This is a genomic window from Amycolatopsis melonis (genome assembly GCF_040064235.1).
GTDB lineage: Bacteria > Actinomycetota > Actinomycetes > Mycobacteriales > Pseudonocardiaceae > Amycolatopsis > Amycolatopsis melonis.
This window is the reverse complement of record NZ_JBDZYD010000020.1, coordinates 60,116-83,800: the sequence shown is the minus strand read 5'-3', so window position 1 is coordinate 83,800 and position 23,685 is coordinate 60,116. Positions and strand designations below refer to the sequence as shown.

General features: G+C 72.8%; 22 protein-coding genes and 2 tRNA genes. 13 read left to right on the top strand and 11 right to left on the bottom strand.

Features of this window, described 5'->3' with window-relative positions; translation table 11 throughout:
* Positions 1-6: 6 nt before the first annotated feature.
* The 4 genes from ABJI51_RS40690 (at position 7) to ABJI51_RS40675 (ending at position 5,040) form a co-directional block, all read left to right on the top strand.
* Positions 7-528, top strand: coding sequence for a PadR family transcriptional regulator (locus ABJI51_RS40690; RefSeq protein ID WP_348956524.1), 522 nt, complete (start codon positions 7-9; stop codon positions 526-528).
* A complete protein-coding gene (locus ABJI51_RS40685; RefSeq protein WP_348956523.1) occupies positions 525-1,208 on the top strand; it encodes an ABC transporter ATP-binding protein in 684 nt (227 codons plus the stop codon). Before ABJI51_RS40690 ends, ABJI51_RS40685 begins: the two co-directional genes overlap by 4 nt.
* Positions 1,205-3,430, top strand: a complete 2,226-nt coding sequence (locus ABJI51_RS40680; RefSeq protein WP_348956522.1) for an FtsX-like permease family protein — start codon at positions 1,205-1,207, stop codon at positions 3,428-3,430. The genes ABJI51_RS40685 and ABJI51_RS40680 overlap by 4 nt, the downstream gene beginning before the upstream one ends.
* 359 nt (positions 3,431-3,789) lie before the next feature.
* Complete coding sequence (locus ABJI51_RS40675) at positions 3,790-5,040, top strand: hypothetical protein (protein ID WP_348956521.1); 1,251 nt, start codon at positions 3,790-3,792, stop codon at positions 5,038-5,040.
* Between the two features lie 7 nt (positions 5,041-5,047).
* Here ABJI51_RS40675 and ABJI51_RS40670 read toward each other — a convergent pair whose 3' ends face one another.
* Positions 5,048-6,034, bottom strand: a complete 987-nt coding sequence (locus tag ABJI51_RS40670; RefSeq protein WP_348956520.1) for an ArsR/SmtB family transcription factor — start codon at positions 6,032-6,034, stop codon at positions 5,048-5,050.
* Between the two features lie 65 nt (positions 6,035-6,099).
* Here ABJI51_RS40670 and ABJI51_RS40665 point away from each other — a divergent pair, with 65 nt between their 5' ends.
* Complete coding sequence (locus ABJI51_RS40665; RefSeq protein ID WP_348956519.1) at positions 6,100-7,314, top strand: MFS transporter; 1,215 nt, start codon at positions 6,100-6,102, stop codon at positions 7,312-7,314.
* On the opposite strand, the gene ABJI51_RS40660 is transcribed toward ABJI51_RS40665, so the two are convergent.
* Positions 7,274-7,915: a TetR/AcrR family transcriptional regulator gene (locus tag ABJI51_RS40660; RefSeq protein WP_348956518.1), complete on the bottom strand. Its 642-nt coding sequence runs from the start codon at positions 7,913-7,915 to the stop codon at positions 7,274-7,276. The genes ABJI51_RS40665 and ABJI51_RS40660 overlap by 41 nt on opposite strands.
* 101 nt (positions 7,916-8,016) lie before the next feature.
* Here ABJI51_RS40660 and ABJI51_RS40655 point away from each other — a divergent pair, with 101 nt between their 5' ends.
* Both ABJI51_RS40655 and ABJI51_RS40650 read left to right on the top strand, forming a co-directional pair.
* Entirely contained in the window at positions 8,017-8,424 is a 408-nt protein-coding gene (locus ABJI51_RS40655; protein ID WP_348956517.1) for a DUF6010 family protein, read from the top strand.
* A 21-nt stretch (positions 8,425-8,445) separates the two neighbouring features.
* Positions 8,446-8,646 (top strand): hypothetical protein, encoded by a 201-nt coding sequence (locus ABJI51_RS40650; protein ID WP_348956516.1) that lies wholly within the window; start codon positions 8,446-8,448, stop codon positions 8,644-8,646.
* An 85-nt stretch (positions 8,647-8,731) separates the two neighbouring features.
* Here the strand turns inward: ABJI51_RS40650 and ABJI51_RS40645 are convergent, their stop codons facing one another.
* Positions 8,732-10,174: a DHA2 family efflux MFS transporter permease subunit gene (locus tag ABJI51_RS40645; protein ID WP_348956514.1), complete on the bottom strand. Its 1,443-nt coding sequence runs from the start codon at positions 10,172-10,174 to the stop codon at positions 8,732-8,734.
* A 178-nt stretch (positions 10,175-10,352) separates the two neighbouring features.
* Here ABJI51_RS40645 and ABJI51_RS40640 point away from each other — a divergent pair.
* Both ABJI51_RS40640 and ABJI51_RS40635 read left to right on the top strand, forming a co-directional pair.
* Positions 10,353-10,427 (top strand) — tRNA-Val (locus tag ABJI51_RS40640).
* Positions 10,428-10,466: 39 nt separating this feature from the next.
* A tRNA-Val gene (locus ABJI51_RS40635) sits at positions 10,467-10,538 on the top strand.
* Between the two features lie 109 nt (positions 10,539-10,647).
* On the opposite strand, the gene ABJI51_RS40630 is transcribed toward ABJI51_RS40635, so the two are convergent.
* Complete coding sequence (locus ABJI51_RS40630) at positions 10,648-11,247, bottom strand: TetR/AcrR family transcriptional regulator (protein WP_348956512.1); 600 nt, start codon at positions 11,245-11,247, stop codon at positions 10,648-10,650.
* Between the two features lie 107 nt (positions 11,248-11,354).
* On the opposite strand from ABJI51_RS40630, the gene ABJI51_RS40625 reads away from it, so the two are divergent.
* Both ABJI51_RS40625 and ABJI51_RS40620 read left to right on the top strand, forming a co-directional pair.
* On the top strand, positions 11,355-12,101 hold the full coding sequence (locus ABJI51_RS40625; protein WP_348956620.1) for a class I SAM-dependent methyltransferase: 747 nt from the start codon (positions 11,355-11,357) through the stop codon (positions 12,099-12,101).
* Between the two features lie 59 nt (positions 12,102-12,160).
* A complete protein-coding gene (locus ABJI51_RS40620) occupies positions 12,161-12,412 on the top strand; it encodes a DUF4287 domain-containing protein (RefSeq protein WP_348956510.1) in 252 nt (83 codons plus the stop codon).
* A gap of 28 nt (positions 12,413-12,440) precedes the next feature.
* On the opposite strand, the gene lexA is transcribed toward ABJI51_RS40620, so the two are convergent.
* The gene (lexA, locus tag ABJI51_RS40615) at positions 12,441-13,094 is read right to left on the bottom strand and encodes a transcriptional repressor LexA (protein WP_348956508.1); all 654 of its coding nucleotides are present in this window, start codon (positions 13,092-13,094) and stop codon (positions 12,441-12,443) included.
* 90 nt (positions 13,095-13,184) lie between these two features.
* Complete coding sequence (locus tag ABJI51_RS40610; RefSeq protein ID WP_348956506.1) at positions 13,185-13,748, bottom strand: dihydrofolate reductase family protein; 564 nt, start codon at positions 13,746-13,748, stop codon at positions 13,185-13,187.
* Between the two features lie 174 nt (positions 13,749-13,922).
* Here ABJI51_RS40610 and yicI point away from each other — a divergent pair, with 174 nt between their 5' ends.
* Both yicI and ABJI51_RS40600 read left to right on the top strand, forming a co-directional pair.
* The gene (yicI, locus tag ABJI51_RS40605) at positions 13,923-16,205 is read left to right on the top strand and encodes an alpha-xylosidase (RefSeq protein WP_348956504.1); all 2,283 of its coding nucleotides are present in this window, start codon (positions 13,923-13,925) and stop codon (positions 16,203-16,205) included.
* A 13-nt stretch (positions 16,206-16,218) separates the two neighbouring features.
* A complete protein-coding gene (locus tag ABJI51_RS40600; protein WP_348956503.1) occupies positions 16,219-17,637 on the top strand; it encodes an alpha-L-fucosidase in 1,419 nt (472 codons plus the stop codon).
* 217 nt (positions 17,638-17,854) lie between these two features.
* On the opposite strand, the gene ABJI51_RS40595 is transcribed toward ABJI51_RS40600, so the two are convergent.
* The 5 genes from ABJI51_RS40595 to ABJI51_RS40575 form a co-directional block, all read right to left on the bottom strand.
* The gene (locus ABJI51_RS40595; protein ID WP_348956502.1) at positions 17,855-19,099 is read right to left on the bottom strand and encodes an FAD-dependent oxidoreductase; all 1,245 of its coding nucleotides are present in this window, start codon (positions 19,097-19,099) and stop codon (positions 17,855-17,857) included.
* A 106-nt stretch (positions 19,100-19,205) separates the two neighbouring features.
* Positions 19,206-20,810 (bottom strand): prenyltransferase/squalene oxidase repeat-containing protein, encoded by a 1,605-nt coding sequence (locus ABJI51_RS40590; RefSeq protein ID WP_348956501.1) that lies wholly within the window; start codon positions 20,808-20,810, stop codon positions 19,206-19,208.
* The gene (locus ABJI51_RS40585; protein WP_348956499.1) at positions 20,803-21,705 is read right to left on the bottom strand and encodes a UbiA family prenyltransferase; all 903 of its coding nucleotides are present in this window, start codon (positions 21,703-21,705) and stop codon (positions 20,803-20,805) included. Before ABJI51_RS40585 ends, ABJI51_RS40590 begins: the two co-directional genes overlap by 8 nt.
* Positions 21,705-22,688, bottom strand: a complete 984-nt coding sequence (locus ABJI51_RS40580) for a polyprenyl synthetase family protein (protein WP_348956498.1) — start codon at positions 22,686-22,688, stop codon at positions 21,705-21,707. The genes ABJI51_RS40585 and ABJI51_RS40580 overlap by 1 nt, the downstream gene beginning before the upstream one ends.
* A complete protein-coding gene (locus ABJI51_RS40575; RefSeq protein WP_348956497.1) occupies positions 22,685-23,668 on the bottom strand; it encodes an aminotransferase class I/II-fold pyridoxal phosphate-dependent enzyme in 984 nt (327 codons plus the stop codon). Before ABJI51_RS40575 ends, ABJI51_RS40580 begins: the two co-directional genes overlap by 4 nt.
* Between the last annotated feature and the right edge of the window lie 17 nt (positions 23,669-23,685).

Here is a 23,685-nt window from a genome sequence, read left to right as displayed (position 1 = left end):
GTCCGCATGTCGATCGGACTCACCCTGCTCGGGCTGCTGGAGAACGGCCCCCGGCACGGCTATGACCTGAAACGCGCGTACGACGACCGGTTCGGGCACGACCGCCGGGTCCACTACGGGCAGGTCTATTCGACCCTCGCCCGGCTGCTCAAGCAGGGGCTCGTCGAGGCCGACGGCGTCGAAGCGGGCGGCGGCCCGGAGCGGAAGCGCTACGCCATCACCGAGGCCGGGGTCGCCGACGTCGGCAGCTGGCTGGCCACACCGGAAAAGCCGGACGTCTACCTGCAGAACACCCTCTACACCAAGGTGGTGCTGGCGCTGCTGTCCGGGCGGCCCGCCGCCGACGTCCTCGACGTCCAGCGGGCGGCGCACCTGGACGCGATGCGGGAGCTGACCCGGCGCAAGACCGGCGGCGACCTCGTCGACCAGCTCGTCTGCGACCACGCGCTGTTCCACCTCGAGGCCGACCTGCGCTGGCTGGAGCTGACCGCGGCCCGGCTCGACCAGCTGGCGGAGGAGGTCGCGTGACCGGGGACGTGCTGCTGGAAGCCGACGGCGTCGGGAAGGCCTACGGGCCGACGGAGGCACTGGCCGGGGCGAGCCTGCGGGTGCGCGCCGGGGAGGTCGTCGCGCTGATGGGGCCGTCCGGGGCCGGGAAGTCGACCCTGCTGCACTGCCTGGCCGGCATCGTGCGGCCCGACTCCGGTACGGTCCGCTACCGCGGCGCCGACCTGGCCACGCTGTCCGACCGCGCGCGTTCGGCGTTGCGCCGCACCGACTTCGGGTTCGTCTTCCAGTTCGGTCAGCTGGTTCCGGAGCTGACCTGCCTGGAGAACGTGGCCCTGCCGCTGCGGCTCAACGGCGCGCGCGGCCGGGCCGCCGCGCAGCGGGCGCGGACCATGCTCGCCGACCTCGGCCTGGAGGACGTGGCCGGGAAACGGCCGGGGGAGGTGTCCGGCGGGCAGGGCCAGCGCGTCGCCGTGGCCCGTGCGCTGGTCACCGCGCCCAGTGTCGTCTTCGCCGACGAGCCGACCGGCGCGCTGGACTCGCTCAACGGCGAGCAGGTGATGCAGCTGCTCACCACCGCGGCCCGCGAACGGGACGCGGCGATCGTCCTGGTCACGCACGAACCGCGCGTCGCGGCGTACTCCGACCGCGAGGTCGTCGTGCGGGACGGCCGGACCCGCGAGCTGGAAGTGACCCGGTGATCCGGCGCTGGACGGCCGACCTGGCGCTCGGCCTGCGCCTGGCCCTGCGCGGCGGCGGCGCGCGGACCGCGCTGGTGCGCCTGGCCCTCACCGCCACCGGCGTCGGCCTCGGCGTGCTCGTCCTGCTCACCGCGACGTCGCTGCCGCACATGCTCGGCGCCCGCGGCGAGCGGGCCGCCGCGCGCACGCCGGTCGCGGGCGACGTCCGGGGTGTCGACCCGCTCTACCTCCTCCTGCGCGACGACGAGTTCCGGGGCCGCGGCCTGCAGGGCTACCTCGTGCAGGCGACCGGGCCGCGCCAGCCCGCCGCGCCCGGTGTCGAGCGGCTGCCGGGGCCGGGCGAGGCAGTGCTGTCGCCTGCCCTCGCGGCGCTGCTGCAGTCGCCGGACGGGGAACTGCTGCGCCCGCGTTTCCCGCAGCGGCTGATCGGCACGATCGGCGACGCGGGGCTGACCGGGCCGAACGAGCTGTTCTTCTACGTGGGCTCCGGCATGGCCGCCGTCCAGCCGGAGGTCAGCGCGGTCAGCCGGTTCGGTGCCGAGCCCCGCGACCGCGGCCTCGATCCGCTGGAGCTGCTGCTGGTCGTGATCGGGGCGACCACGTGCCTGGTCCCGGTGTTCGTCTTCGTCGTCACGAGCACGCGGCTGGCCGCGGCGTCCCGCGACCGGCGGCTGGCGGCGTTGCGCCTGGTCGGCGCCGATCGCGGTCAGGTACGCCGGATCGCCGCCGGGGAAGCCCTGCTCGCCTCGCTCGCCGGGCTCGTGGTCGGCGGGGTGCTGTTCCTGCTCGTGCGGGCACTCGTCCCGCGGATCACCGTGTCCGCCTTCCGCGGCGGGATCTTCACCGCCGACGTCGTCCCCGACTGGCGCCTCGGCGTCCCGGCCCTGCTGGCGCTGCCGCTGCTGGCGTGCGCGGCGGCCGTCTTCGCGCTGCGGCGGGTCGTCATCGAGCCGCTCGGGGTCGTCCGCCGCGGGACGCAGGTGCGCCGGAAACTCTGGTGGCGGCTGCTGCCCGTGCTCGCCGGCGGGGCGTTGCTGCTCAGCGCGCTGGGCACCGAAGACCCCCGCGATCCCGCGGTGGTCGCCGGCGTGGTGCTCGTGCTCGCCGCGGTGCCGGTCGTGCTGCCGTGGCTGGTCGAACGGTTCGCGGGCCTGCTGCGCGGCGGATCGCCCGCCTGGCTGCTGGCCGTGCGCCGGCTCCAGCTGGACAGCGCGACGGCGGCGCGCCTGGTGAGCGGGATCGCGGTGGTCCTGGCCGGTTCCATTGCCCTGCAAGGGATCTACGCCCGTGCCGAAAGCGACCGGCCGCCGTCCGGGGAGGCGAGGGTACTGGCGACGTACTTCGCGACGCACCTCGCCGACACCCAGGCGTTCACCGCCGCCTTCGGCACGCTGCCCGCGCACGAGCCGGTGCGTACCCTCGGCCGCCTGGAAACCGCGGCGGGGGAGCAGACCGCGCTTGTCTTCGGCACCTGTGCCGAACTGCGCGCCCGCGCGGAGCTGACCGAATGCCGCGACGGCGACGTCTACGCGGCGGGCGCCCCCGTCCGGCCGGGCGAGCAGGTGTGGTTCGCCGGAACCCGGCGCGCCGACCCGGCGGCCGCTCCACAGTGGACGGTTCCGGACCGCTTCCACCGCGTGCCCCGCGCGCTGGACGCACCTTCGGCCCTTTTGGTCACCCCGGCGGCACTGGCCACGGCGACGAGCGTCGGGCTGGCGTCGTCCACGACGATCCCGGCGGCGGGACCGGAACTGGTGGAGCGGGTGCGGAACCTGGTGGGCTTCGACGGCACGGTCTACTCGCTCGGCACCGAACGCGACGGCACGTACGCGCTGATCACCCGGGTGCTGTCGATCGGATCGATCCTGGTGCTGCTGCTGGCCGCGGGCAGCCTGCTGATCGCGGCGTGGGAGCAGCTGCGCGAACGGCGTCGCAGCCTGGCGACGCTCATGGCGAACGGCGTCGGCCGCGGCGTGCTCGCCCGGTCCCTGCTGTGGCAGCTGGCGATCCCGGTCGCGCTGGCGGTGGCCGTCGCGGTCCTCGCCGGGCTCGGCCTCGACTGGCTGCTGCTGACACTGGTCGTGCACCGCCAGATGGTGGTGGACCTCCCCACGATCGGGATCCTGACGGCCACCGCGGCGGCCGCGGTGCTCCTGGTGACCGCGGCGACGCTGCCTGCCCTGTGGCGGACCACGAGCCTGGAGCAGCTGCGGGAGGAATGACCGGCGTTTCAGCAGACCGCGGGTTTAGGTGGTCTGCCGCGGCTTGTCGTGAGTGCGTAACAGTGTTCTAACACTGTTACGCACTCACGAGCCGCTCCCGGCGGCAGCCCCGACATCCGGCTGGACTGCGCAGCCGCAGGGGAGGTCCGGGTGGGCTGAAAGGGACGTTCGTCTCACCTGGTGCAGCGAAAGGGACTTTCCTCGCATCAGATGCCAGGAAAGCGCCTTTCAGCTCGCGCTCACCGGTGGATCCCGGTCCGGCGACAGGAATAAGTCATTCGCGTCATCCCCGGGTTGGTACAAGAGCCGTACAAACGCCGGTGTACGAAATTTGGACCGGGGTGTGGCGGACTGGGGCCATGCGAATCCGGAAAACCCTCTTTCTCGCGCTGGCCGTGGCGGCAGGCGCACTCGCGCTGCCCGGCACGGCCGGCGCCGCCTACAGCGATCCCCTGACCACGACGACCAAGCAGGGCCTGGTGTGGCACGCCACGCCGGACGCCGCGCTGACCGCGCTGGACAACGCGCTGCCGAACGTCAGCATGAACACCGTCGTCCACGACACCAGCTACGCCATGACCGGCTGTACCGCCGCCGAAAAGGCCGCGCTGCCCAAGGCGCCGGTGGCCACCAAGGCGCTGTGCTGGGACTCCGAGCGGGCGGGCAGCACGTCGTGGGTGCCGCAGGGCATCACGACCTCCGGCGACGCCGACGACGACGGCAAGTGGGGTGACGACCGGATCATCCTGTCCGGCTGGCACGGCACCGACGACCTCGGCCGCTACAACGACGCGCGCATCCAGGCGATCAACTACAACGACCCGGCTTCGGCCGCGCACCGGATGCTCTACCTGGCCGTCCCGAACAGCACCGGCAGCAGCTTCACCGCGGCCAAGGCGCACATGGGCGGCATGGCCTGGTACGGCGACAAGATCTACGTCACCGCGGTCGGCAACACCTCGACCGCGATCCGGGTGTTCAGCACCAAGCACATCCTGCAGATGACCGACACGACGTCGAACGCGATCGGCAAGACCTCCGGCGGTTATGCCGCCTACACCTACAAGTACGCGATGATGCAGGTCGGCTACTACACCTACGCGGGCGGCACCTGCAGCATGGACTCCGACACCGGCGTCCCGTGCTTCTCGTCGATGTCGCTGGACCGCAGCACCACCCCGGCTTCGGTGGTGACCACGGAGTACTTCTCCGACCAGACCCTCCGCGGCCGTCTCTACCGCTTCGCGATGGGCGACGACTACCTGCTGGCGGCCTCTTCGTCCGGCAGCGTGCCGGCGACCGAGGCGCTCCGCAGCTCGGTGGGCAACATGCAGGGCGTGCTGTCCAACAACGGCAAGTGGTACGTGGCCCACAGCTCGGCGACGATCAACGGCCAGCTCTGGAGCCAGACGACGGCCGCGAGCAAGGCGGCGTCCTGCGGTTCGACGAACGCCTGCTGGGCCGTCCACCCCGAGGCACTGACCTACGACTGGTCGACCGGGCTGGTGTGGTCCCAGTCGGAGTGGTCGACGGCCGACTGCACGGCGCAGGGCCAGACGTGCGGCCGCTCGGTGTTCGCGGTGCCGCTGTCGTCGATCCCGGCCGCGTGAGCTGAAGTCACGGCCTGGCGAGCAGGGATGTGCCGAGCGCGGTGATCAGGTAGACGACCTGGCGCCCGGAACGTTCCCGCTCGACCAGGCCGTTCTCGCGCAGGACGCCCAGATGCTGTGACACGGCACTGGGCGTCACGCCGAGTGCGCGGGCCAGCTCGGTGGTGGTCGCGGGGGAGCGCAGGGCTTCCAGGAGCCGGGCCCGCGCGCGGCCGAGCAGCCGGACCGTGGCCCCGGCGGGTGCTCGCGTTCCGGCCGTCCACAGTGCACCGCGGCCGCGGGCCGGGTAGCGCACGGTCGTCTGCGTGGACGTGCGCTTCTTGATCAGCACGTACGGCGAGCCGAGCACGACCGGGATGAGGACCAGCCCGCCGGGGCCCCGGTTCACCACGTGGTCGGCCCGTTCGCGGTCGCCGCCGAGCACCACCCGGCCGTCGCGCCAGTGCAGGTCCGGGTGCAGGCCGGTGAACAGCTTCTCGCTTCCCCCGGCGGCGAGTACTCGGGCGCGGTGGGCGACGTCGGCGTCGAGGACGGCCCGGATCCGCGGCCAGTGCGGCGCGACCAGCCGGTCGTGCGCCGCGCGCAGTTCGGCCGCGATCGCGGCCAGCCCGGCGGCGGGCCGGGCGGCGAGGTCGGCGGCGGCCCCGGTGAGCCGTTCGCCGAAGACGCGGCGCAGGCTGGTGCGGACCTGCCGGGCGGTGGTGCGCCGGAGCGCGGCCAGATCGTCCTCAATGGACGGACCGGCGCCGCGCGGGGCGGGGACGAGGAATTCCGGCCAGTTCGGCCGGTCGCTGACCAGCAGCGGCCACGTCCACGGCAGCGCGAGCGGGGCGCGGGCGAGTTCGTCCTCCGCCCAGCGCAGCCAGGGCAGGGTGGCGGCCTGCCGGTCGCGGCCGGCCAGCTGCTGCAGGCAGCCGACCGTTTCCGAAAGCGGCGAGATCGCGAACCGGGTCGCCGCCAGTTCCGCCACGCCGAGCTCGATGGTCAGGGCCACCTCGCGAGTATGTAGCAAAGAGCTAAATCGTGTCCGGCCGCGGCGAAGCGCCGAAGGATTCGGGGATGACCTCGATCGACGCGAAAACCCGGCTGCCGCAGGCGTATCGGCGGCTGACGGTGGCCACCGGCATCGACAGCCTCGGCACCGGGGCGTCCGCCGCGGCGGTGCCGCTGCTGGCCGTCACGGTCACGGCCGACCCGCGCCTGGTGTCCCTGGTCGCCACCGCCGCGTACCTGCCGTGGCTGCTGCTGGCCCTGCCCGCCGGTGCGCTGGCCGACCGGCACGACCGGGCGACGCTGATGTGGCGTGCCCAGGCGGGTCAGGCCGTCCTCGCCGGTGCGGCCGCGGTGCTCATCGCGTGCGGCGCCCTGAGCCTGCCCGTGCTCGTGGTCGCCGCGTTCGGGCTCGGGGCGGGTGACGTCGTGTGCGGAACCGCGGCGCAGGCCATCCTGCCGGAGCTCGTCCCCGCGCCGCTGCTGCCGCGGGCGAACGGCCGTCAGCAGGCGGTCACCACCGTCACCGGCCAGTTCGCCGGGCCACCCGCCGGCAGCCTGCTGTTCGGGGTGACGGCCGCGCTGCCGTTCGGGCTGGACGCCGTCTCCTTCGCGGTCGCCGCCGCACTGGTGGCCAGGCTGCCGAAGAAGCCGCGGCCCGCGGCCGGCCGCGCCGGCATCCGGGACGGCCTGGCCTGGCTGTGGCGGCACCGGCTGCTGCGCACGCTCGCGCTGCTGCTCGGCGTCAACACCTTCTGCGGCCAGCTCGCCAACGCGACGCTCGTCCTGCTCGCGACCCAGGTCCTGCACGTCGGTGCCCGCGGCTACGGCCTGCTGCTCGCCGGAGCGGCCCTCGGCAGCGTGCTCGGCGGCCTGGTCAACACCCGGGTGGTGGCCAGGATCGGGCAGCGGCGGGCATTGCTGACGGCGCTGGCCGCGAACGCCGTCGCCTTCACCGGCATCGGCCTGAGCCCGGACGCCGTGCTGCTCGGGATCTTCCTGGCCGCGAACGGATTCGTCACGACCCTGTGGAACATCGTGACCGTCGGCCTGCGCCAGCAGCTGGTCCCGCCGTCGCTGCTGGGCCGGGTCGCCGGCGTCTACCGGATGGTGGGCTGGGGCCTGATCCCGCTCGGCACGCTCACCGGCGGGCTCGTGGCGCACGCGCTGGGCCTGCGGGCGCCCTACCTGGTCGCCGGGGCCGTCCGCGGCGCCGCGCTGCTGGTCGCGCTGCCCGTGCTCGTCAGGACGGCGGCGTCGGCGGCGCCAGGAACAGCCCGGTGATCGCGTCGATCAGGCCCGTGCCCGCGTCGTCCCAGCTCGCCCGCGGCGTCGGCGAGCCCTCCGCCAGCGCGCGTTCGCGCTCGGCCGTCATGTGGATCATCAGCTGCCGCGCCATGTCGCCCCGCTCCGCGCGGACGTCGGCGGGCAGGTCGTCCAGGCACCGGAACAGCCCCTCGACCGTCCGGGCCAGCGCCGGCGACGACATCGACTCCTCCACGAGGATCGCCCGCAGTGCCGGGTCGGTCATCACCTGGGCGCTGAACCGGGCGAACCACGTCGGGCTGCCCAGTTCCTGCAGGTAGCTCGTGCTCGGCCGGACCAGGCAGGCCACCCAGTCACGCAGCTCGCCGTCGCCGTCGATGGCCTCGACCAGCGCCTCGCGCAGCCGCTCGATCCGGGTGGCGTGCTTGCGGGCGATCGCGCGGACGAGGTCGGCCTTGGTGCCGAAGTGGTAGTTGACCGCGGCGTTGTTGCCCTGGCCCGCCGCCTCGCTGATGTGACGGTTGGACACGGCGTGCACCCCGTGCTCGGCGAACAGCCGTTCCGCCGTGACGAGGATGCTCTCGCGCGTCGCGCTCGCGCGGTCCGTTCTGACGTTCATCGCCCCTCACCTTACGGAGCGGGTCAGCGTGGCGGGAATCCGGCGGAGCATGGCAGAACAGCCACTGGCCGCCAGTGCCGCCGGTTCCTAGCGTCAACCGCGTGATCGAAATCCTGGCGCCGATCGTGATCGGCCTGGTCTACGTGGCCCTCAACTCCCTGATCGCCGAGCCGCACCGGCGCAAGTTCAACGCACTGATGGTGGGCGGCGCGGGCGCGGCCTACCTGTCCGGCGGCGCGCTCGGGCCGTGGGAGCTGCTGTTCTGCGCGGTGTCGACGTACGTCGCGTTCCGCGGGCTCGACTCGTGGACGTTCATCGGCATCGGCTGGCTCCTGCACACCGGCTGGGACATCGTCCACCACCTCAAGGGCCAGCCGATCCTGCCGTTCGCCCACGGCTCGTCGTTCGGCTGCGCGATCTGCGACCCGGTGATCGCGCTCTGGGCGTTCACCGGCGGCCGCTCGGTGTGGACCCGGATTGGCCGGGCGGAGCCGCGGGTATCCGGCTGAGCCCGGACCCGAGGAGCCGCCATGAGCACCGCCGTCGAGCGCGCCGCCCACGCGTACTGCCCGCGTTGTCACCCGGACCCCCAGCCGGGTGAAGTGCTGACGGCGTTGTGCGGCGCCCGGCATCCGTACTGGGGACGGCGTGACAGGCCGGTCCACACGTGCCCGGCCTGCCAGGCGCTGGCGTCGGCGAACGTCTACGCCTGCGGCCACCCCGGCGGCTGACGCGCGGGGTGGGGGGGGTGCGGGGGGTGGGGTGGTGTGTTTGTGGGGGTTAGACCGCGAATTACCACTCACGACAGCGGACCGGTTATTCGTCCGAAGTGGACGCCGCGGCCGGGCGGCGGATCAGCCACGAACCGGCGAACGCCACCAGGCCGATGCAGCCCGCCACGAGGAACGCCGCGTGCAGGCCCGCCGCGTCCGGGCTGCCCGCCGCGGTGTCGTTGCTGCTGAGCGTGGCGACGCTGACGAACACCGCCGTGCCGAGCGCGCCCGCCACCTGCTGCAGCGTCGACAGGATCGCGCTGCCGTGCGGGTACAGGTGGTCGGGCAGCACGCCGAGGGACTCGGTGAACAACGGCGTCATCATCAGGCCCAGCCCGGCCATCAGCAGGACGTGGATCCCGATCACCGCGATCAGCGGCGAGCCCGGCCCCAGCGCGGCGAACAGCCACAGCGAAGCCGCCATCGCCCCCGCGCCGGGGATGACCAGCGGCCGCGCGCCGACCTTGTCGAACAGCGCGCCCACCGGACGGCCCAGCAGGCCCAGCACCAGCCCGCCGGGCAGCACGGCCAGCCCGCTGACGAACGTGCTCGTGTGCAGCACCGTCTGCAGGTAGAGCGGCAGCACGATCGCCGCCGCGCCGATCAGGCACACGAACAGCAGCGCCGTCAGCACCAGCGCGACGACGAAACTGCGGTGCGTGAACGGCCGCAGGTCCAGCAGCGCCCGGTCGCGGCGCTGCAGCCGCAGCTGACGCCAGGTGAACACCACCAACGCGACGACGCCGACGACGATCGCCACCCACGGCGGCACCGGCGGCTCGGCGCCGGCCTGCTCGCCGCTCGAGGACAGCCCGTACAGCACGCCGCCGAACCCGATCGCCGACAGCAGCACCGACGGCACGTCCAGCGGCACCCGGCGGCGTTCGCTGTCCAGCCGCAGCTGCAGCGCCCCGGCCACCAGCGCGGCCACCGACAGCGGCAGCACGATCCAGAACATCCAGCGCCAGCCCAGCGACGACAGCACGGCACCACCGATGGTCGGCCCGATCGCGGGCGCGACCGCGATGACGATCGTGATGGTGCCCATGGTCGCGCCCCGCCGCTCCGGCGGCACCAGCCGCATCACGGACGTCATGAGCAGCGGCAGCATCACCGCGGTCCCGCACGCCTGCACGACGCGCCCGGTCATCAGCATCCCGAACCCGGGAGCCAGCGCGCTCAGCAGCGTGCCGGTGCTGAACGCCGTGAGGGAGAACAAGAAGACCTGCCGCGGCGAGAAACGTTCCAGCAGGAACCCGGTCGTCGGGATCACCACGGCCATCGTCAGCAGGAAACCGCTGGTCAGCCACTGCACGGTCGTGGTGGGCACCCGCAGGTCGACGGTCAGGTCCCGCAACGCGACGCTCAGGATCGTCTCGTTGAGGATCATCACGAACGCGGAGAGCACGAGGACCCCGATGAGGAGCCCCGAACGCACCGGCGCGCGATTCAGGTCGGAGGGGGAAGTGGACACGGTGTCGGTCATGAAGGTCGGGAACTTTCCTGGTCGGCCGCGCCGGGACGCCGGCGGGGGTCCCTTGCAGTCTGCCCGTTTCGGCTCCTTCGTGTCACGGCGGTTTTCCCACGGCGGACGGCAACCGGGACCCCCCGTGCAGCGCCCGCGGCGGGTCCGATATGGTTTCTCCAGTACGAAGTTCCGCAGCGCGCGATTAGCTCAGCGGGAGAGCGCTTCCCTGACACGGAAGAGGTCACTGGTTCAATCCCAGTATCGCGCACCACGACTCCACCCCCATGGACGTCGTGGAAGTTCGTACCACGGGCGATTAGCTCAGGGGGAGAGCGCTTCGTTCACACCGAAGAGGTCACTGGTTCGATCCCAGTATCGCCCACGAGATTTCGGATGAGCCCTGTTCGCGGACCGCGCGAGCAGGGCTCATCTCGTTGTGTCCAGTGGGGCCGAGCCCCCTTCCCTTTCGGGCACTGTCCACTGGGGACTGGTCACAGCAGGCGGCGCTGGATTGCGTCCGCCATGACCGTGCTCACCACCTTCTCCAGCTCTGCCTGCGGTGGCTGGGTTCCCCGGCGGCGGCCCGCGAACAGCAGATGGCCCGCTCCGATCAGCGACAGGGCCAGGGACTCCGTGTCGGCGTCCGCCGCCGTCCGGCCCAGCTCGCGCTCGGCCGCCAGATAATCCGACAGCATGTCTCGGGCCTCCGTCAGGATCGGCAGGCCCTGGCCTCGCGGACGCAGGCGTGCGCGCAGCTCGTCGCGGACGAACACCATGCTCACCAGTGCCAGCGTCACCGGGTCGAACAGCTCGGCCAGTGCCTCGGTCAGCGTCGCTTCGATCGGGCGGCTGCCCGCTGCCGCGCGCAGGAGCACCGACTGGTCCGTCACGCGGGCGATGCGGGTGCGGACCAGCTCCGCCAGGAAGTCGTCGAAGTCCGCGAAGTGGCGGTGCAGCACGCCCTTGGCCACGTCCGCCTCGGCCGTCACCGCCCGGCTCGTCAGGGCGTTCGGGCCCTCCTTCAGCAGCACCCGCTCGGCCGCCGCGAACAGCTGGCGGCGCACGTCGCGCAGATGGACCCCGGTCGGCATGTCCCTCATTCTCCGGTACGCCCACAGCGAACGCCCACCCCTGGCCATAGTGGGCACGTGCCCACTAGAGTGGGCGCATGCCCACTCAACCTCATGAAGCCCGGCAGATGGCCGAATCCTTCGGCGTCGACGTCGAACGCTACGACCGTGCCCGGCCGCCCTATCCCGGCGAACTCGTGTCCCGGATCGTGGACGGCAGTCCCGGGCGCGACGTCCTGGACGTCGGCTGCGGGACCGGGATCGAGGCCCGGCAGTTCCGTGCCGCCGGCTGCCGGGTGCTCGGCGTCGATCCCGATCCGCGGATGGCCGCCTTCGCCCGTCGTGGCGGGATCGACGTCGAAGTGGCGACGTTCGAGGACTGGGATTCCGCCGGACGCACCTTCGACGCCGTGGTCGCCGGGCAGGCGTGGCACTGGGTCGATCCCGTGGCGGGCCCGGCCAAGGCTGCGCGCGTGCTGCGGCCCGGCGGGCTGCTCGCCGTCTTCGCGCACGCGTTCAGCCCGCCGCCCGCCGTCGCGGACGCGCTCGCCGAAGCCTGCCGCCGCGTGCTGCCGGGCTTTCCCTTCGCCGCGGAGAACGCCCAGGACGTCTACGACGCCATGTTCGCCAAGTTCGCCGAGGGGATCCGCGAGTCGGGCCGCTTCGGCGAGCCGGAGCGCCTGCGGTTCGCCTGGGAGAAGGACTACACCCGGGATGCCTGGCTGGACTTCCTGCCCACGACCGGCGGCCTGACCCGGCTGCCGCCGGACGCGCTGGCCGAGGTGCTCGCCGACGTCGGAGCTGCCATCGACCGGGCGGGCGGTGGCTTCACGATGACGTCCGCCACGCTCGCGGTGGTCGCCCGGCGGCCTTGACAAAAAAAGTTGTCGGTGCGACTGTGGTGCCACCCGACCGGAGATCTTTTGGAGGCACCATGTCTTTCCAGGCCTACCTCGACAACGCGGAGAAGCAGACCGGCATCACCCCGCGTGGCTTCCTCGACCTGGCCGCGGGCCGGAACCTCACGAAGCACGGCGAAGTCGTTGCCTGGCTGAAGACCGAGCATGGCCTCGGCCACGGTCACGCCACCGCGATCGCCCGGCTGGTCACCAAGGGGCCGGAGTTCGTCGCGCAGCACCACGGCGACGGCGTGCTGCACCTGGACGGCCTGGCTGGGCGGAGTTGAATCAAGTGCTTGACTCGCTGGCCCCGGCTCAGACGCTGCGCAGCACCGACACCACGACGCCGAGGATCACCGCGCGATCGCCGTCGATGACGTCGTAGGCGGGGTTGCGTGGTTCGAGGTACACGTGCCCGTCGCGGCGGCGGTAGACCTTCACGGTCGCCTCTTCGTCGATCATCGCGGCGACGATCTGCCCCGAGTGGGCCTCGTGCTGCTGCTTCACCACGACGATGTCGCCGTCGCAGATGGCCGCGTCGATCATCGAGTCGCCGCGGACGCGCAGGCCGAAGACGTTGCCGCGGCCGGTCAGGTCGCGGGGCAGCTTGAGGACGTCGTCGACGTGCTCCTGCGCCGAGATCGGCGTGCCCGCGGCGATGTCGCCGACGACGGGCACCGGGACGGAGTCGCGGTCTTCGCCGGACGAGCTGCCGTTCAGGAAGGCGCGGACGTCGATCGGCCGCGACACGCCGGTGCCGCGGCGCAGGAAGCCCTTGTCCTCCAGGCTCGCCAGGTGCTTGGACACCGACGACGTCGACTGCAGGCCGACGGCCTCGCCGATCTCCCGCGTGCTCGGCGAGTAGCCGTGCCGGACCACCCAGTCCCGGATCGCCACGAGGATCTTCTGCTGCCGCTCCGGCAGGGCCGCGGGGTCGAGGTGCTCGAAGGTGTCGTCGTAGGTGGTCACCGGCGGAATCCTAGAGGCTCGCCGCCTGCCGCCGGCGCCCGGCCGGGTGGTCCACAATGGACCACCCGGCCGGGTCGAACGGGTGTTCGCTCAGCGCCGGGTCTCGTACCGGGTCAGCAGCACGCCGCCCGGGAACGTCCGGGTCTCCGCCAGTGTCAGGTTCACCCAGTGGTCCAGTGCCGTGAAGAACGGCGTGCCGCCACCGACCAGGACGGGATGGGTGACGAGCACGTACTCGTCGATCAGCCCGGCCCGCATGGCCGCCGCGGCGAGGGTCGCGCCGGCGATGTCCATGGTGCCGCCGTCGCCGGCCTTGAGCCGGGTGATCTCGGCGACCGCGTCGCCGGTGACCAGCCGGGCGTTCCAGCCGACCGGGCACCCGGCCGAGGAGAACACGACCTTCGGCATCTCGCGCCAGCGGCGCGCGTACTCGATCTGTGCCGGGGTGGCGTCCGGCCGCCGGTCGGCGGTCGGCCAGTGGGCGCTCATCGTCTCCCACAACCTGCGCCCGTACAGCGCGGTGCCGGTCGTCCCGACGCGGTCGGACCACCACTGGAACAGCTCGTCGCCCGGCACGCTCCAGCCCAGATCGTCGCCGGGGGCGGCGATGTAGCCGTCCAGGCTCACGTTCATGCCGAAGGTCAGTTTTCGCATGGGTGCCAGCCTCCCATGCCCGGTGGCCGGGGTTTCGAGACAATCGACGAAAGCCGTTGATCGAAGTCGTCGATCGGCACTGCCATGCCTTGACCGGCCGGCGAAGCGGCTGCGATAGTCGTTGCGCGGCAAGGAAGAATCGGCAGAAAGCGCTTCCGCAAGGCAAAGGGACCGATGAAGTTCAGCGACGGATACTGGCGGCTGAAGCCGGGCGTGGTGGCCGCGCACCCGGTGCAGGCGTACGACATCACCGAGGAGCCCGGTTCGCTCGTCGTGCACGCGCCCGCGCATCCCGTCCGGCACCGGGGCGACCTGCTCAAGGGGCCGGTGGTCACCGTCCGGCTGTCCGCGCCGATGCCGGACGTCATCCGTGTCCGGATCACGCACTTCGAGGGCGTCGCCGACCGCGGGCCGCACTTCCGGATCGACGATTCCGGCGCCGACGGCAAGGTGTCGCACGAGGACGGTTGTGCCGTGCTGACCTCCGGCGCGTTGTCCGTGCGCGTGCACCGGGACCCCTGGCGGGTCGACTTCGCCGCCGGGGGCGAGGTGCTCACCTCCAGCGGTGCCAAGGGCATGGGATTCCTGACCGTCGACGGCACCCACCACGTCCGCGAGCAGCTGGACCTCGGCGTCGGCGACGTCGTCTACGGCCTGGGCGAGCGGTTCGGGCCGCTGGCCCGCAACGGCCAGGAAGTCGACATCTGGAACGCCGACGGCGGCAGCGCGACCGAGCAGGCGTACAAGAACGTCCCGTTCTACCTGACCAACGCCGGGTACGGCGTGTTCGTCAACCACCCCGGCCGCGTGTCGTTCGAGGTCGCCTCCACGGTGACGTCGAAGGTCCAGTTCAGCGTCGAAGGGCAGTCGCTGGAGTACTTCGTCGTCCACGGCGCGACGCCCAAGGACGTCCTGCGCACCTACACGGCGCTGACCGGGCGGCCGTCGCTGCCGCCCGCGTGGTCGTTCGGGCTGTGGCTGACGACGTCCTTCACGACGTCCTACGACGAGGAGACGATCACCGGGTTCGTCGACGGCATGGCCGCCCGCGACCTGCCGCTGAGCGTGTTCCACTTCGACTCCTTCTGGATGCGCGGGCTGCACTGGTGCGACTTCGAGTGGGACCCGCAGGCGTTTCCCGACCCGGCCGGGATGCTCGCCCGGCTGAAGGCCCGCGGCCTGCGGATCTCGGTGTGGATCAACCCGTACATCGCGCAGGCCTCGGCGATGTTCGCCGAGGGCGTGGCGGGCGGCTACCTGCTGCGGAAGCCGGACGGCGACGTCTGGCAGTGGGACGAGTGGCAGCCGGGCATGGCACTGGTCGACTTCACCAACCCCGCCGCGCGCGCGTGGTACGCGGCCAAGCTGGAGAAGCTGCTGGACCAGGGCGTCGACTGCTTCAAGACCGACTTCGGCGAGCGGATTCCCACCGACGTCGCCTACCACGACGGGTCCGACCCGGAGCGGATGCACAACTACTACGCCCACCTCTACAACGAAACCGTCTTCGAGGTGCTGCGCCGTCGGGGCGACGCCGTCGTGTTCGCCCGGTCGGCGACGGCGGGGTGCCAGCGGTTCCCGGTGCACTGGGGCGGGGACTGCGAGTCGACGTACGAGGCGATGGCCGAGAGCCTGCGCGGCGGGCTGTCGCTGGGGATGTCCGGGTTCGGATTCTGGAGCCACGACATCGGCGGGTTCGAGGGCACGCCGCCTGCCGCGCTGTTCAAGCGCTGGATCGCGTTCGGCCTGCTGTCCTCGCACAGCAGGCTGCACGGCAGCCGCTCCTACCGGGTGCCGTGGCTGTTCGACGAGGAGTCGGTCGACGTCCTGCGCCGGTTCGCGAAACTGAAGGCACGGCTCATGCCCTACCTCGACCAGGCGGCCCGGCAGGCCGTCGCCGAGGGCGTCCCGGTGATGCGTGCCATGGTGCTCGAGTTCCCGGACGACCCGGCGTGCACCCACCTGGAACGGCAGTACATGCTCGGCGGCAGCCTGCTCGTCGCGCCGGTGTTTTCCGATGACGGCGAGGTGTCCTACTACGTGCCCGACGGCGCGTGGACGGACCTGCTGACCGGCCGGACCGTCCGGGGGCCGCGGTGGGTCCGCGACCGGTGCGGCTTCCTGGAGCTGCCGGTCCTGGTGCGGCCCGGCACGGTCCTGCCGCTCGGTGCGGTCGACTCCCGGCCGGACTACGACTACGCCGACGGCGTCACGCTGCACCTCTACGGCCTGTCCGAGGGGATCCGGGTGACGCCGGTGGGCGGCACGACGTTCGTCACGCACCGCCGCGGCGACCATGTGCTCGTCGAGACGTCCGATCCGCCGTCGCGCTGGCAGGTGCTGGTCGCCGGCGTGCACGAGGTGGCCGTCGTGAACGGCGGCGTCGTCGAAGCCACCCCGGCCGGGGCGCTCGTCCGGGCGGACGGCAACGCGGTGACCCTGCGCATCGAGGAGTGAGGGAGTTCTGCCCATGTCCGAGCTTTCCCGTCGTGGCCTGCTGAAGGCAACCGCCGCCGGCTCCCTGCTGATGGCGTGGCCCGCGCTCGCCCAGGCGTCCACAGTGGACGACCCACTGTCCTTTTTCGTCAACCTGCGCTTCGGGATGTTCCTGCACTTCAACATGGGCACGTTCCACGACGCCGAGTGGGTGGACCCGAAGCAGGACCCGAAGTCGTTCGCGCCCACCGCGCTGGACTGCAGCCAGTGGGCCGACGCGGCCAAGGCGGCCGGGATGACCTTCGGCGTGCTCACCACCAAGCACCACGACGGGTTCTGCCTGTGGCCGTCGCGGCTGACCGGCTACACGGTGGCCAACAGCTCGTACCGCCGTGACGTCGTCGCCGAGTACGTCCGCGCCTTCCGCTCGCGGGGCCTGGTGCCCGCGCTGTACTTCTCCATCTGGGACCGCACGCAGGACGTGGCGAAGGGCTCGGTCAGCCGGGCCGACCTCGACTTCGTCAAGGGCCAGCTGACCGAGCTGCTGACCGGGTACGGCGAGATTCCCGCGCTGGTGATCGACGGCTGGTCGTGGCAGATGGGGCTGCGGGAGGTGCCCTACGGCGAGATCCGCGACCACATCCGGGCGCTGCAGCCGCGGTGCGCGGTGGTCTGCCTGACCGGGATCACCGAGCCGTGGGGCAGCGACGTCGTGTTCTACGAAGAGCCGAAGGGCGTGTGGACGGCGCCGGACAACACGTACGCGGCCTGCCAGGGCCAGACCATCTCGGCCAACGGCTGGTTCTGGCACCCGGACACGCCGACCACGACCCTGATGACGGCCGACGACATCGTGCACCGGCACCTCGGGCAGCTGGAACCCCGCTGGTCGACGTTCATCCTGAACTGCCCGCCGAACCCCCGCGGCCTGCTGGACGACAACATCGTCGCCAGGCTGCGGGAGGTGGGCAAGCTGTGGCGCCCCAACCCGGCCCGGCCACCGCTGCCCCCGCAGCCGGCGCGCCTGACACATCCCATCGCGCCGGTCCGGGCCACGGCGACCAGCGGCGACGCGGCCGCCGCGATCGACGGCTACAGCGACTACAACGGCGGCGCGCAGCAGACGCTCTGGCAGCCCGCCGGGCCGTTGCCGCAGTCGGTGACGCTGGACCTGGGCGGCGTCCGGCCCGGCATCGACATGCTGACGTACCTGCCCCGCCAGGACGAGGTGAACGGCCAGTACGTGACCACGGGCAACGTCACCGGCTTCCGGGTCGAGACGAGCACCGACGGCGTCCGGTTCACGCTGGCGGCCCAGGGCGGCTGGCCGTCGGACAAGACGATGAAGCGGGCGAAGTTCACCCCGCGCCCCGCACGGTACGTCCGGTTCGTCGCGACGGCCGCGCAGGGCGGAGCCGCGGTGGCGAGCCAGATCGACTGCGGCCGGTCCTGACCGCGGTTTCTCAAACGCCCCAATGTGGCCTTCGGTGCGTTCAACGCACCGAAGGCCGCCTTGGGTGCGTTGAACGCAACCAAGGCCACCTTGGGGCGCTTGGGCCGCGGCAGACCGCTCAGCCCGGCCGGACCGCGCTCATCCGGGTACCGGCCCCGCGCGGGAGTCCGGAGGTTAGCCGGGGTGGGCGCGTCCGGGTACCGGCCCCGCGCGGGGGCTAGCCAGGGTGGGCGCCCGCGGCGGCCTTGGCGGGGCGGGGGCGGTCGTGGGGGAGGAGGCCGAACTGGCGCAGGCGGTCCGCCGGGGAGAACGGGCGGATGCCGAGACCGGCCATGTTGTACGCCATCAGGTGCACCAGGCGCGGGTTGGCGGCCGTGCGGTGCAGGGCGTGGGTGCCGAGCCGGCGGCCGAGCGGGGAGGTGTTCGTGATCAGCCGGGCGGCGCGGTGGCTCATCCGCTGGTTGTGGACGAGCGCGGGCAGCCGGTCAGCCTGGTAGGCGGGCAGGGCGCGGTCGACCGCGGCCGCGAAGTCGCCGTCCCAGTGCTCGGCGATCCGGGCGGCGAGCGACTCGGCGTCGGCGACCGCGCAACCCAGTCCCTGTGCCGCCATCGGGTGCACGACGTGCGCGGCGTCGCCGGCCAGTGCCAGCCCCGGCACGACCAGCCGGTCGGCGAGGAACCGGGCAACCGGCAGGGACTGCGGGCGCCGTGCCGCCGGGGGCAGCCAGTCCAGCGCCGGCACCTCGGCCGCCAGGTCGCGGTACCAGCGCCGCGGGTCGCCGCGCAGTTCGTCCGGTCCGGTTTGGACATACACGCGGACCCGGCCGCCGGGCAGCGGGTACACCAGGCGCAGGCCGCGCGGGCTGCGGTAGGCGGTGAACGCCTCCGCGGCCGCGCCGTCGGCCTCGAAGGTGGCGAGCCGGTGGCGGTAGGCCCGGCGGTACCCGGTGATCCGGGCGTGCTTGCGCAGCGCGGAGGAGACGCCGTCGGCGGCGACGACCAGCCCGGCCCGCACCCGGTAGGGACGGCCGTCCTCCTTCAGCCACGCGCCGTCGATGCGGCCGCCGCTGCCGGTCAGCTCGGTGACGACGGTGCTGCGGCGCAGTTCCACGGTGGCGGGCAGGCTGCCGGTGAGCGCGCGCAGGATGCCCGCGTAGTCCTGCGCCAGCAGGTGACGGCTGCCCTCGGGCAGGCCGCCGTAGTCGATGGCCAGCAGCGGTTCGCCGGGTCCGTCCCGGATGACCAGCCGCGACAGCCGCAGCGCGCCCTGGTCGCCGAGCCGGGAGAGGGCGCCCCACGCCTGCAGGGCGGGGAACGCGGACGGCTGGAACACCTCGCCCTTGGCGACCGGCCGGATGCCCGGCTGCTTGTCGACGACCAGGACCTTGAGCCCCAGCGAGCCGAGCGCGCAGGCGGCCGACAGCCCGGCGACCCCGGCACCGCACACGAGAACGTCGGTCATCACGCCGCCTTCCGCGCTCGTGAGTGAGAAACAGGGTTAGAACACGGTTTCTCACTCACGACAAGCCGCGGCAGACCGGCTTGCGGGAGCATCGTCGGGGTGTTGGTCATCGCGCCGCCTTCCGGTAGCAGCCGAGCGCCCGCAGGGCCAGGCCCTGCGTGATCGCCGTGTTGAAGTAGCGGTAGCAGTTGCGGATCCACTCGCTGACCGGTGCCGCGGGCCAGGTGCCGTCCGGGCGCTGGGTGTCCAGCAGCCACGTCACCGCGGCGCGCGCGGCCGGGTCTCCCGGTGGCAGGCCCGCCTGCAGGAGCGCGCGCAACGCCCACGCCGTCTCCTCGACCGTGCCCGGTGTGCCCGGCTGCCCGTCCGACCACGACCCGTCGGCGTGCTGCGTGCCCAGCAGCCACTCCTTCGCCCGCCCGGCGCCGCCGTCCGCGCGGGCCAGTGCCTCCAGCACGACCGCCGTGCCCGCCGTGTGGTTGCGGTACCACATCGCCTCGAACCGGCCTTCGGCGTCCTCCTGGCGGCGCAGCCACGCGACCGCGCGCCGCACGCGCCGGTCCGCAGTGTCCACTCCGGACTCCAGCAGCGCGCAGACCGCCTGAGCCGTCATGAACGGGTCCGCGCCGATGTTGGGCGCGGTCGTCTCGGGCACGCACAGGCTCCACGAGCCACGCCGGTCCTGCTGACGGCTGAGCCACGCCAGCCCGCGGGCGGCCGCCTCGTCGCCCGGCGCGACCCGGGACAGCAGGGCCGTCACCTCCGCCGTCTCCAGCGCCATCGGCCAGCCGTGGCCGGTGCCGTAACTCCAGTACCCCGGCGGGCTCGCGAACGCCGTGAACGGCCGGTCACCCTGACGCGACCGCAGCATCGCCAGCGTCGGCGCCAGCCGGGGATCGGCACCGTAACCGGCCTCCGCCAGCCCGGCCGCGGCGAACACCGACCACGTGATGTCCAGCGGCATCATGTCCCACGAGCCGTCCGGGTTGACCGTCGCGCGCAACCGCCGCCGGATCGCGTCGACCACCTCCGGCGCCTGTCCGGCCCGGTGCAGCCCGAGGCAGATCATCGACGCGGGCCACGGGTCGCCGCCCAGCTCGCCGGTGCCGCCTTCGTGCTCGTGCATCTGCCGGATCACCGACACCGCGCGCCGCGCCGCCGGCCCGCGCGCGCCCGGCTTGAGGCTCAGCGCGGCCGCCACCGGCAGCATCACCGCGAACATCCGCCGGGCCCGGGAGGGGAAGAGGAACAGCGCCGCCGGGATGCGCGGCACGGCCGCCGGTTCGACCCAGCCGGCCAGCGAGCAGAAGAACGCGCAGAGCGCCCGGATCGCCCGGCTCGGCACGGCGTCGAGCCCGCCGTAGCGGTCCAGCCAGGCCCGCCCGGCGAGCACGGCGGAATCGACGTCCCGGCGCTCGGCGACGGCCAGCGCGACCGCGGTCATGACGGTCGGCAGCATCTCACTGTCCACACCGGACACGGTTCCCCAGCCGCCGTCGGGACGCTGGGCCTTGCGCAGCCAGCGGATCCCGGCCGCGACGAGGTCACCGGCGTCGTCGTCCACAATAGACAGGGTCAGCACGGCCGCCGCGGTCGACACCGTGGAGGACCAGTCGACGTCGGTGCGGATCACGCCGTCGGTGCGGACCGCGGCGAACACCGCGGCGGCGCCCCGCTCGATGGCGTCGTCGAGCAGGTCCGTCTCAGACATGGTGTCCCTCCGGGAATTCGTAGCGCGCCCGCAGCCGGTGCTGGGTCGCCAGCGTCGGCACCAGCGCGACGGCCAGCGCGGCCATGCCCAGTACCGGCGGCAGCAGCGCGGCGGCCAGCACGAGCCGTTCGACGACCAGAATTTCGTGGGCGCGCAACGCGCGGCCGGGCGTCACGGTCCGCAGTGTCCACAGTGCACCGATGCCGAGCGCGGCCGCGGCGAAGAGCAGGACGGCGAACGCGGCCACGGTGAACAGGGCGCCGACGGCGACCGCGTACAGCACCACGACCAGGCGCACGGTGGCGGGCACCCCGTGCCGCACCGGGAAAGTCCGGTAGCCGCCGCGCTCGTCGCCGTCGATGTCGCGCAGCGTGCCGACGAGGTTCGACGCCGTGTCGTGGCACAGGAACGCCACCGCGGCGACCGCGGTCACCACCGGGGGCACCGGATGGGTCAGCAGGGCGCCGCAGGTCAGGGCCAGCGCCGTCGCGGTCCCGCGGGCCAGGTTCCCGGACAGGCCGCGGCTCTTGAAGAACGCGCTGTAGGCGATCATGACGGCCACCGTGGCCAGTGCCAGGAGGCTGACCCGCCAGTTCACGGCCACCAGCGTCGCCAGGACCGCGACGGCGAGCCCGATCCCGGTCACCAGCGCCGTGCGGGCGGACAGCCTGCCCGACGGGATCGGGCGCTGAGGCTTGCTGAGCGCGTCCAGGTCGCGGTCGAAGTAGTCGCCGAGGTAGTGGCCCGAGACCCAGCCGAGGGTCGCGGCGGCCCAGGCCAGCGCGAGCTGCCACCACGCGGGCGGCCCGGGCGGCAGCGCCGCGCCCGCCATCCCGACCAGTCCCGGGTAGGCGAGGGTGTACGGCCGCCAGGTCTGCACGTGCGCCGAGAGCATCACCGCTCCCGGTCGACGACGAGTTCGGCGACCGACGCGAGGAACGCCGTGCTGTCCGAAGGCGGGAACGCGGCCAGCGCGGCGATCGCGTGGCCGGCTTCCGCGGTGGCGAGGCGCCGGGCGTGCTCGATCGCGCCGATGCCGTGCAGCAGCTCGCTCATCCGGGCCAGCGCACCCGGTGCTCCACTGTGGAGGATCGCGGCCAGCTCGCCGCGGCGGCCCGGCGCCAGCTCGGCGGCGACCAGGACCGGGAACGTCGGCCGCCGGTTGGCCAGGTCGCTGCCGGCCGCCTTGCCGGTCGTCGCGCTGTCGCGCAGGTACGGCAGGAGGTCGTCGTACATCTGGAACGCGATCCCGAGGTGGCCGGCGTAGGCCGCGGCCGCGACCTGGTCGGAGGTGCTGCCGCCGCCGAGGACGACACCGGCGACGCAGGCCGCGCGGAACAGCGCGCCGGTCTTGCCCTCGACCATCGCGAGGTAGGCCGGCAGGCCCGCGTCGAGTGCGCCCTGCTGCGCGCTTTCCTCGACCTGGCCGCGGCACAGCCGGATGCCTGCCTCGCCGAACAGGCGCAGCGCGGTGACCACCGCGGCCGCGGGCACGCCGAGGTGCCCGCACTCGGCCAGCGCCGTCGCCGAAGCCATGAACAGCGCGTCCCCGGCCACGATCGCGTCGTCGACGCCGTAGCGGGCCATCACGGACTCGCGTCCGCGCCGCAGCCGGTCGCCGTCGATCACGTCGTCGTGGATCAGCGACGCGCCGTGCAGGTACTCGACGGCGAGCGCGGCGGGGACGACCTGCGTGCGGTCGCCGCCGACGGCCGCGGCGGACTCCAGCAGCAACAGCGGGCGCAGCAGCTTGCCGCTCGGGAGCAGCGCGTGGCGGCACATCGCGTCGAGCCGGTCGCGGCCGTCCGGCCAGCGCCGCTCGAGTTCCTCGCGCACCAGGTCCAGCGACGCCCGTACCGGTTCCAGGGTGATGCTCATGGCGGGAACTCCTCCAGTGCGGCCAGCAGTTTCCGGTTTTCCTCGGGAGTGCCGACGGTGATCCGCACGCCGCTGCCCGCCACTTCGCGGACGAGAATGCCGTGCTGGGCAAGGAATTCCACCAGCGGCTCGCCCGCTCCGGGCAGCCAGAGGAAGTTGGCGTGGCTGCGGGGCACGGTCCAGCCCAGGTCGAGCAGGGCCGCGCGGAGGCCGTCCCGGTCCCGGCAGATCCCGGCAACCGACTGCCGCATCGCGGTTTCGGCCCGCAGGGCGGCCAGCGCGGCCGCCTGCGCCGTGGTGGGGACGAGGAACGGCAGCAGGGCCAGCCGCAGCCGTCCGATCAGCCCAGGCTCGGCGATCGCGTAGCCCACGCGCAGCCCGAAGAGCCCGTAGGCCTTCGAAAAGGTCCGGACCACGCACACCCGCGGATCTTTCCGGAACAGTTCGACGCCGTCGGCGCAGTCTTCGCCGAACTCCCGGTAGGCCTCGTCGAGAACGACGACGACGTCGTCGCGGAGAGCGGCCAGGAACTTCTCGATTTCCGCGCCGCGCCACCGTTCCCCGGTGGGATTGTTGGGGTTGCAGAGGATCACCGCGCCGGTCTTCCCGGTGACCGCGGCGCCGAGCGCGTCCAGGTCCACCGGTGCCGCGACCGCCTTGGCCCCGGCCATCAGCGGGTACATCTCGAACGACGGCCAGGGATGCACGACTTCGCCGTCGATGATCTGGCACAACGCCTGCAGCACGGCCGACGAGCCGGCACTCACGAGGACGTTGCCGACGTCGACGGAATGCCGCTGCGCGAGGGCCGCGGAAAGCTCCGAACACAGCGGATCGGGGCCGCGGCCGGGTTCGCGGGCGGCGTCGGCGATGGCGCCCGCGACGCCGGGCAACGGCTCGCGCCGGTTCTCGTTCAACGACAACCGGACGAAGCCCTCGGCGGGGGCACCCAGCGCCGCTCGCATCGCTTCCGTGGTCATCGCCATAGCTTCCGGAC

What these genes read in the sequence shown, in the direction of transcription:
- ABJI51_RS40600 (WP_348956503.1), top strand. Translation starts at nt 16,219, where the DNA reads ATGTCCGAGCTTTCCCGTCGTGGCCTGCTGAAGGCAACCGCCGCCGGC.
- ABJI51_RS40620 (WP_348956510.1), top strand. Translation starts at nt 12,161, where the DNA reads ATGTCTTTCCAGGCCTACCTCGACAACGCGGAGAAGCAGACCGGCATC.
- ABJI51_RS40660 (WP_348956518.1), bottom strand. Translation starts at nt 7,915, where the DNA reads ATGAACGTCAGAACGGACCGCGCGAGCGCGACGCGCGAGAGCATCCTC.
- ABJI51_RS40575 (WP_348956497.1), bottom strand. Translation starts at nt 23,668, where the DNA reads ATGACCACGGAAGCGATGCGAGCGGCGCTGGGTGCCCCCGCCGAGGGC.
- ABJI51_RS40630 (WP_348956512.1), bottom strand. Translation starts at nt 11,247, where the DNA reads ATGCCGACCGGGGTCCATCTGCGCGACGTGCGCCGCCAGCTGTTCGCG.
- ABJI51_RS40585 (WP_348956499.1), bottom strand. Translation starts at nt 21,705, where the DNA reads ATGCTCTCGGCGCACGTGCAGACCTGGCGGCCGTACACCCTCGCCTAC.
- yicI (WP_348956504.1), top strand. Translation starts at nt 13,923, where the DNA reads ATGAAGTTCAGCGACGGATACTGGCGGCTGAAGCCGGGCGTGGTGGCC.
- ABJI51_RS40610 (WP_348956506.1), bottom strand. Translation starts at nt 13,748, where the DNA reads ATGCGAAAACTGACCTTCGGCATGAACGTGAGCCTGGACGGCTACATC.
- ABJI51_RS40625 (WP_348956620.1), top strand. Translation starts at nt 11,355, where the DNA reads ATGGCCGAATCCTTCGGCGTCGACGTCGAACGCTACGACCGTGCCCGG.
- ABJI51_RS40665 (WP_348956519.1), top strand. Translation starts at nt 6,100, where the DNA reads ATGACCTCGATCGACGCGAAAACCCGGCTGCCGCAGGCGTATCGGCGG.
- ABJI51_RS40590 (WP_348956501.1), bottom strand. Translation starts at nt 20,810, where the DNA reads ATGTCTGAGACGGACCTGCTCGACGACGCCATCGAGCGGGGCGCCGCC.
- ABJI51_RS40650 (WP_348956516.1), top strand. Translation starts at nt 8,446, where the DNA reads ATGAGCACCGCCGTCGAGCGCGCCGCCCACGCGTACTGCCCGCGTTGT.
- ABJI51_RS40595 (WP_348956502.1), bottom strand. Translation starts at nt 19,099, where the DNA reads ATGACCGACGTTCTCGTGTGCGGTGCCGGGGTCGCCGGGCTGTCGGCC.
- ABJI51_RS40690 (WP_348956524.1), top strand. Translation starts at nt 7, where the DNA reads ATGTCGATCGGACTCACCCTGCTCGGGCTGCTGGAGAACGGCCCCCGG.
- ABJI51_RS40645 (WP_348956514.1), bottom strand. Translation starts at nt 10,174, where the DNA reads ATGACCGACACCGTGTCCACTTCCCCCTCCGACCTGAATCGCGCGCCG.
- ABJI51_RS40675 (WP_348956521.1), top strand. Translation starts at nt 3,790, where the DNA reads ATGCGAATCCGGAAAACCCTCTTTCTCGCGCTGGCCGTGGCGGCAGGC.
- ABJI51_RS40580 (WP_348956498.1), bottom strand. Translation starts at nt 22,688, where the DNA reads ATGAGCATCACCCTGGAACCGGTACGGGCGTCGCTGGACCTGGTGCGC.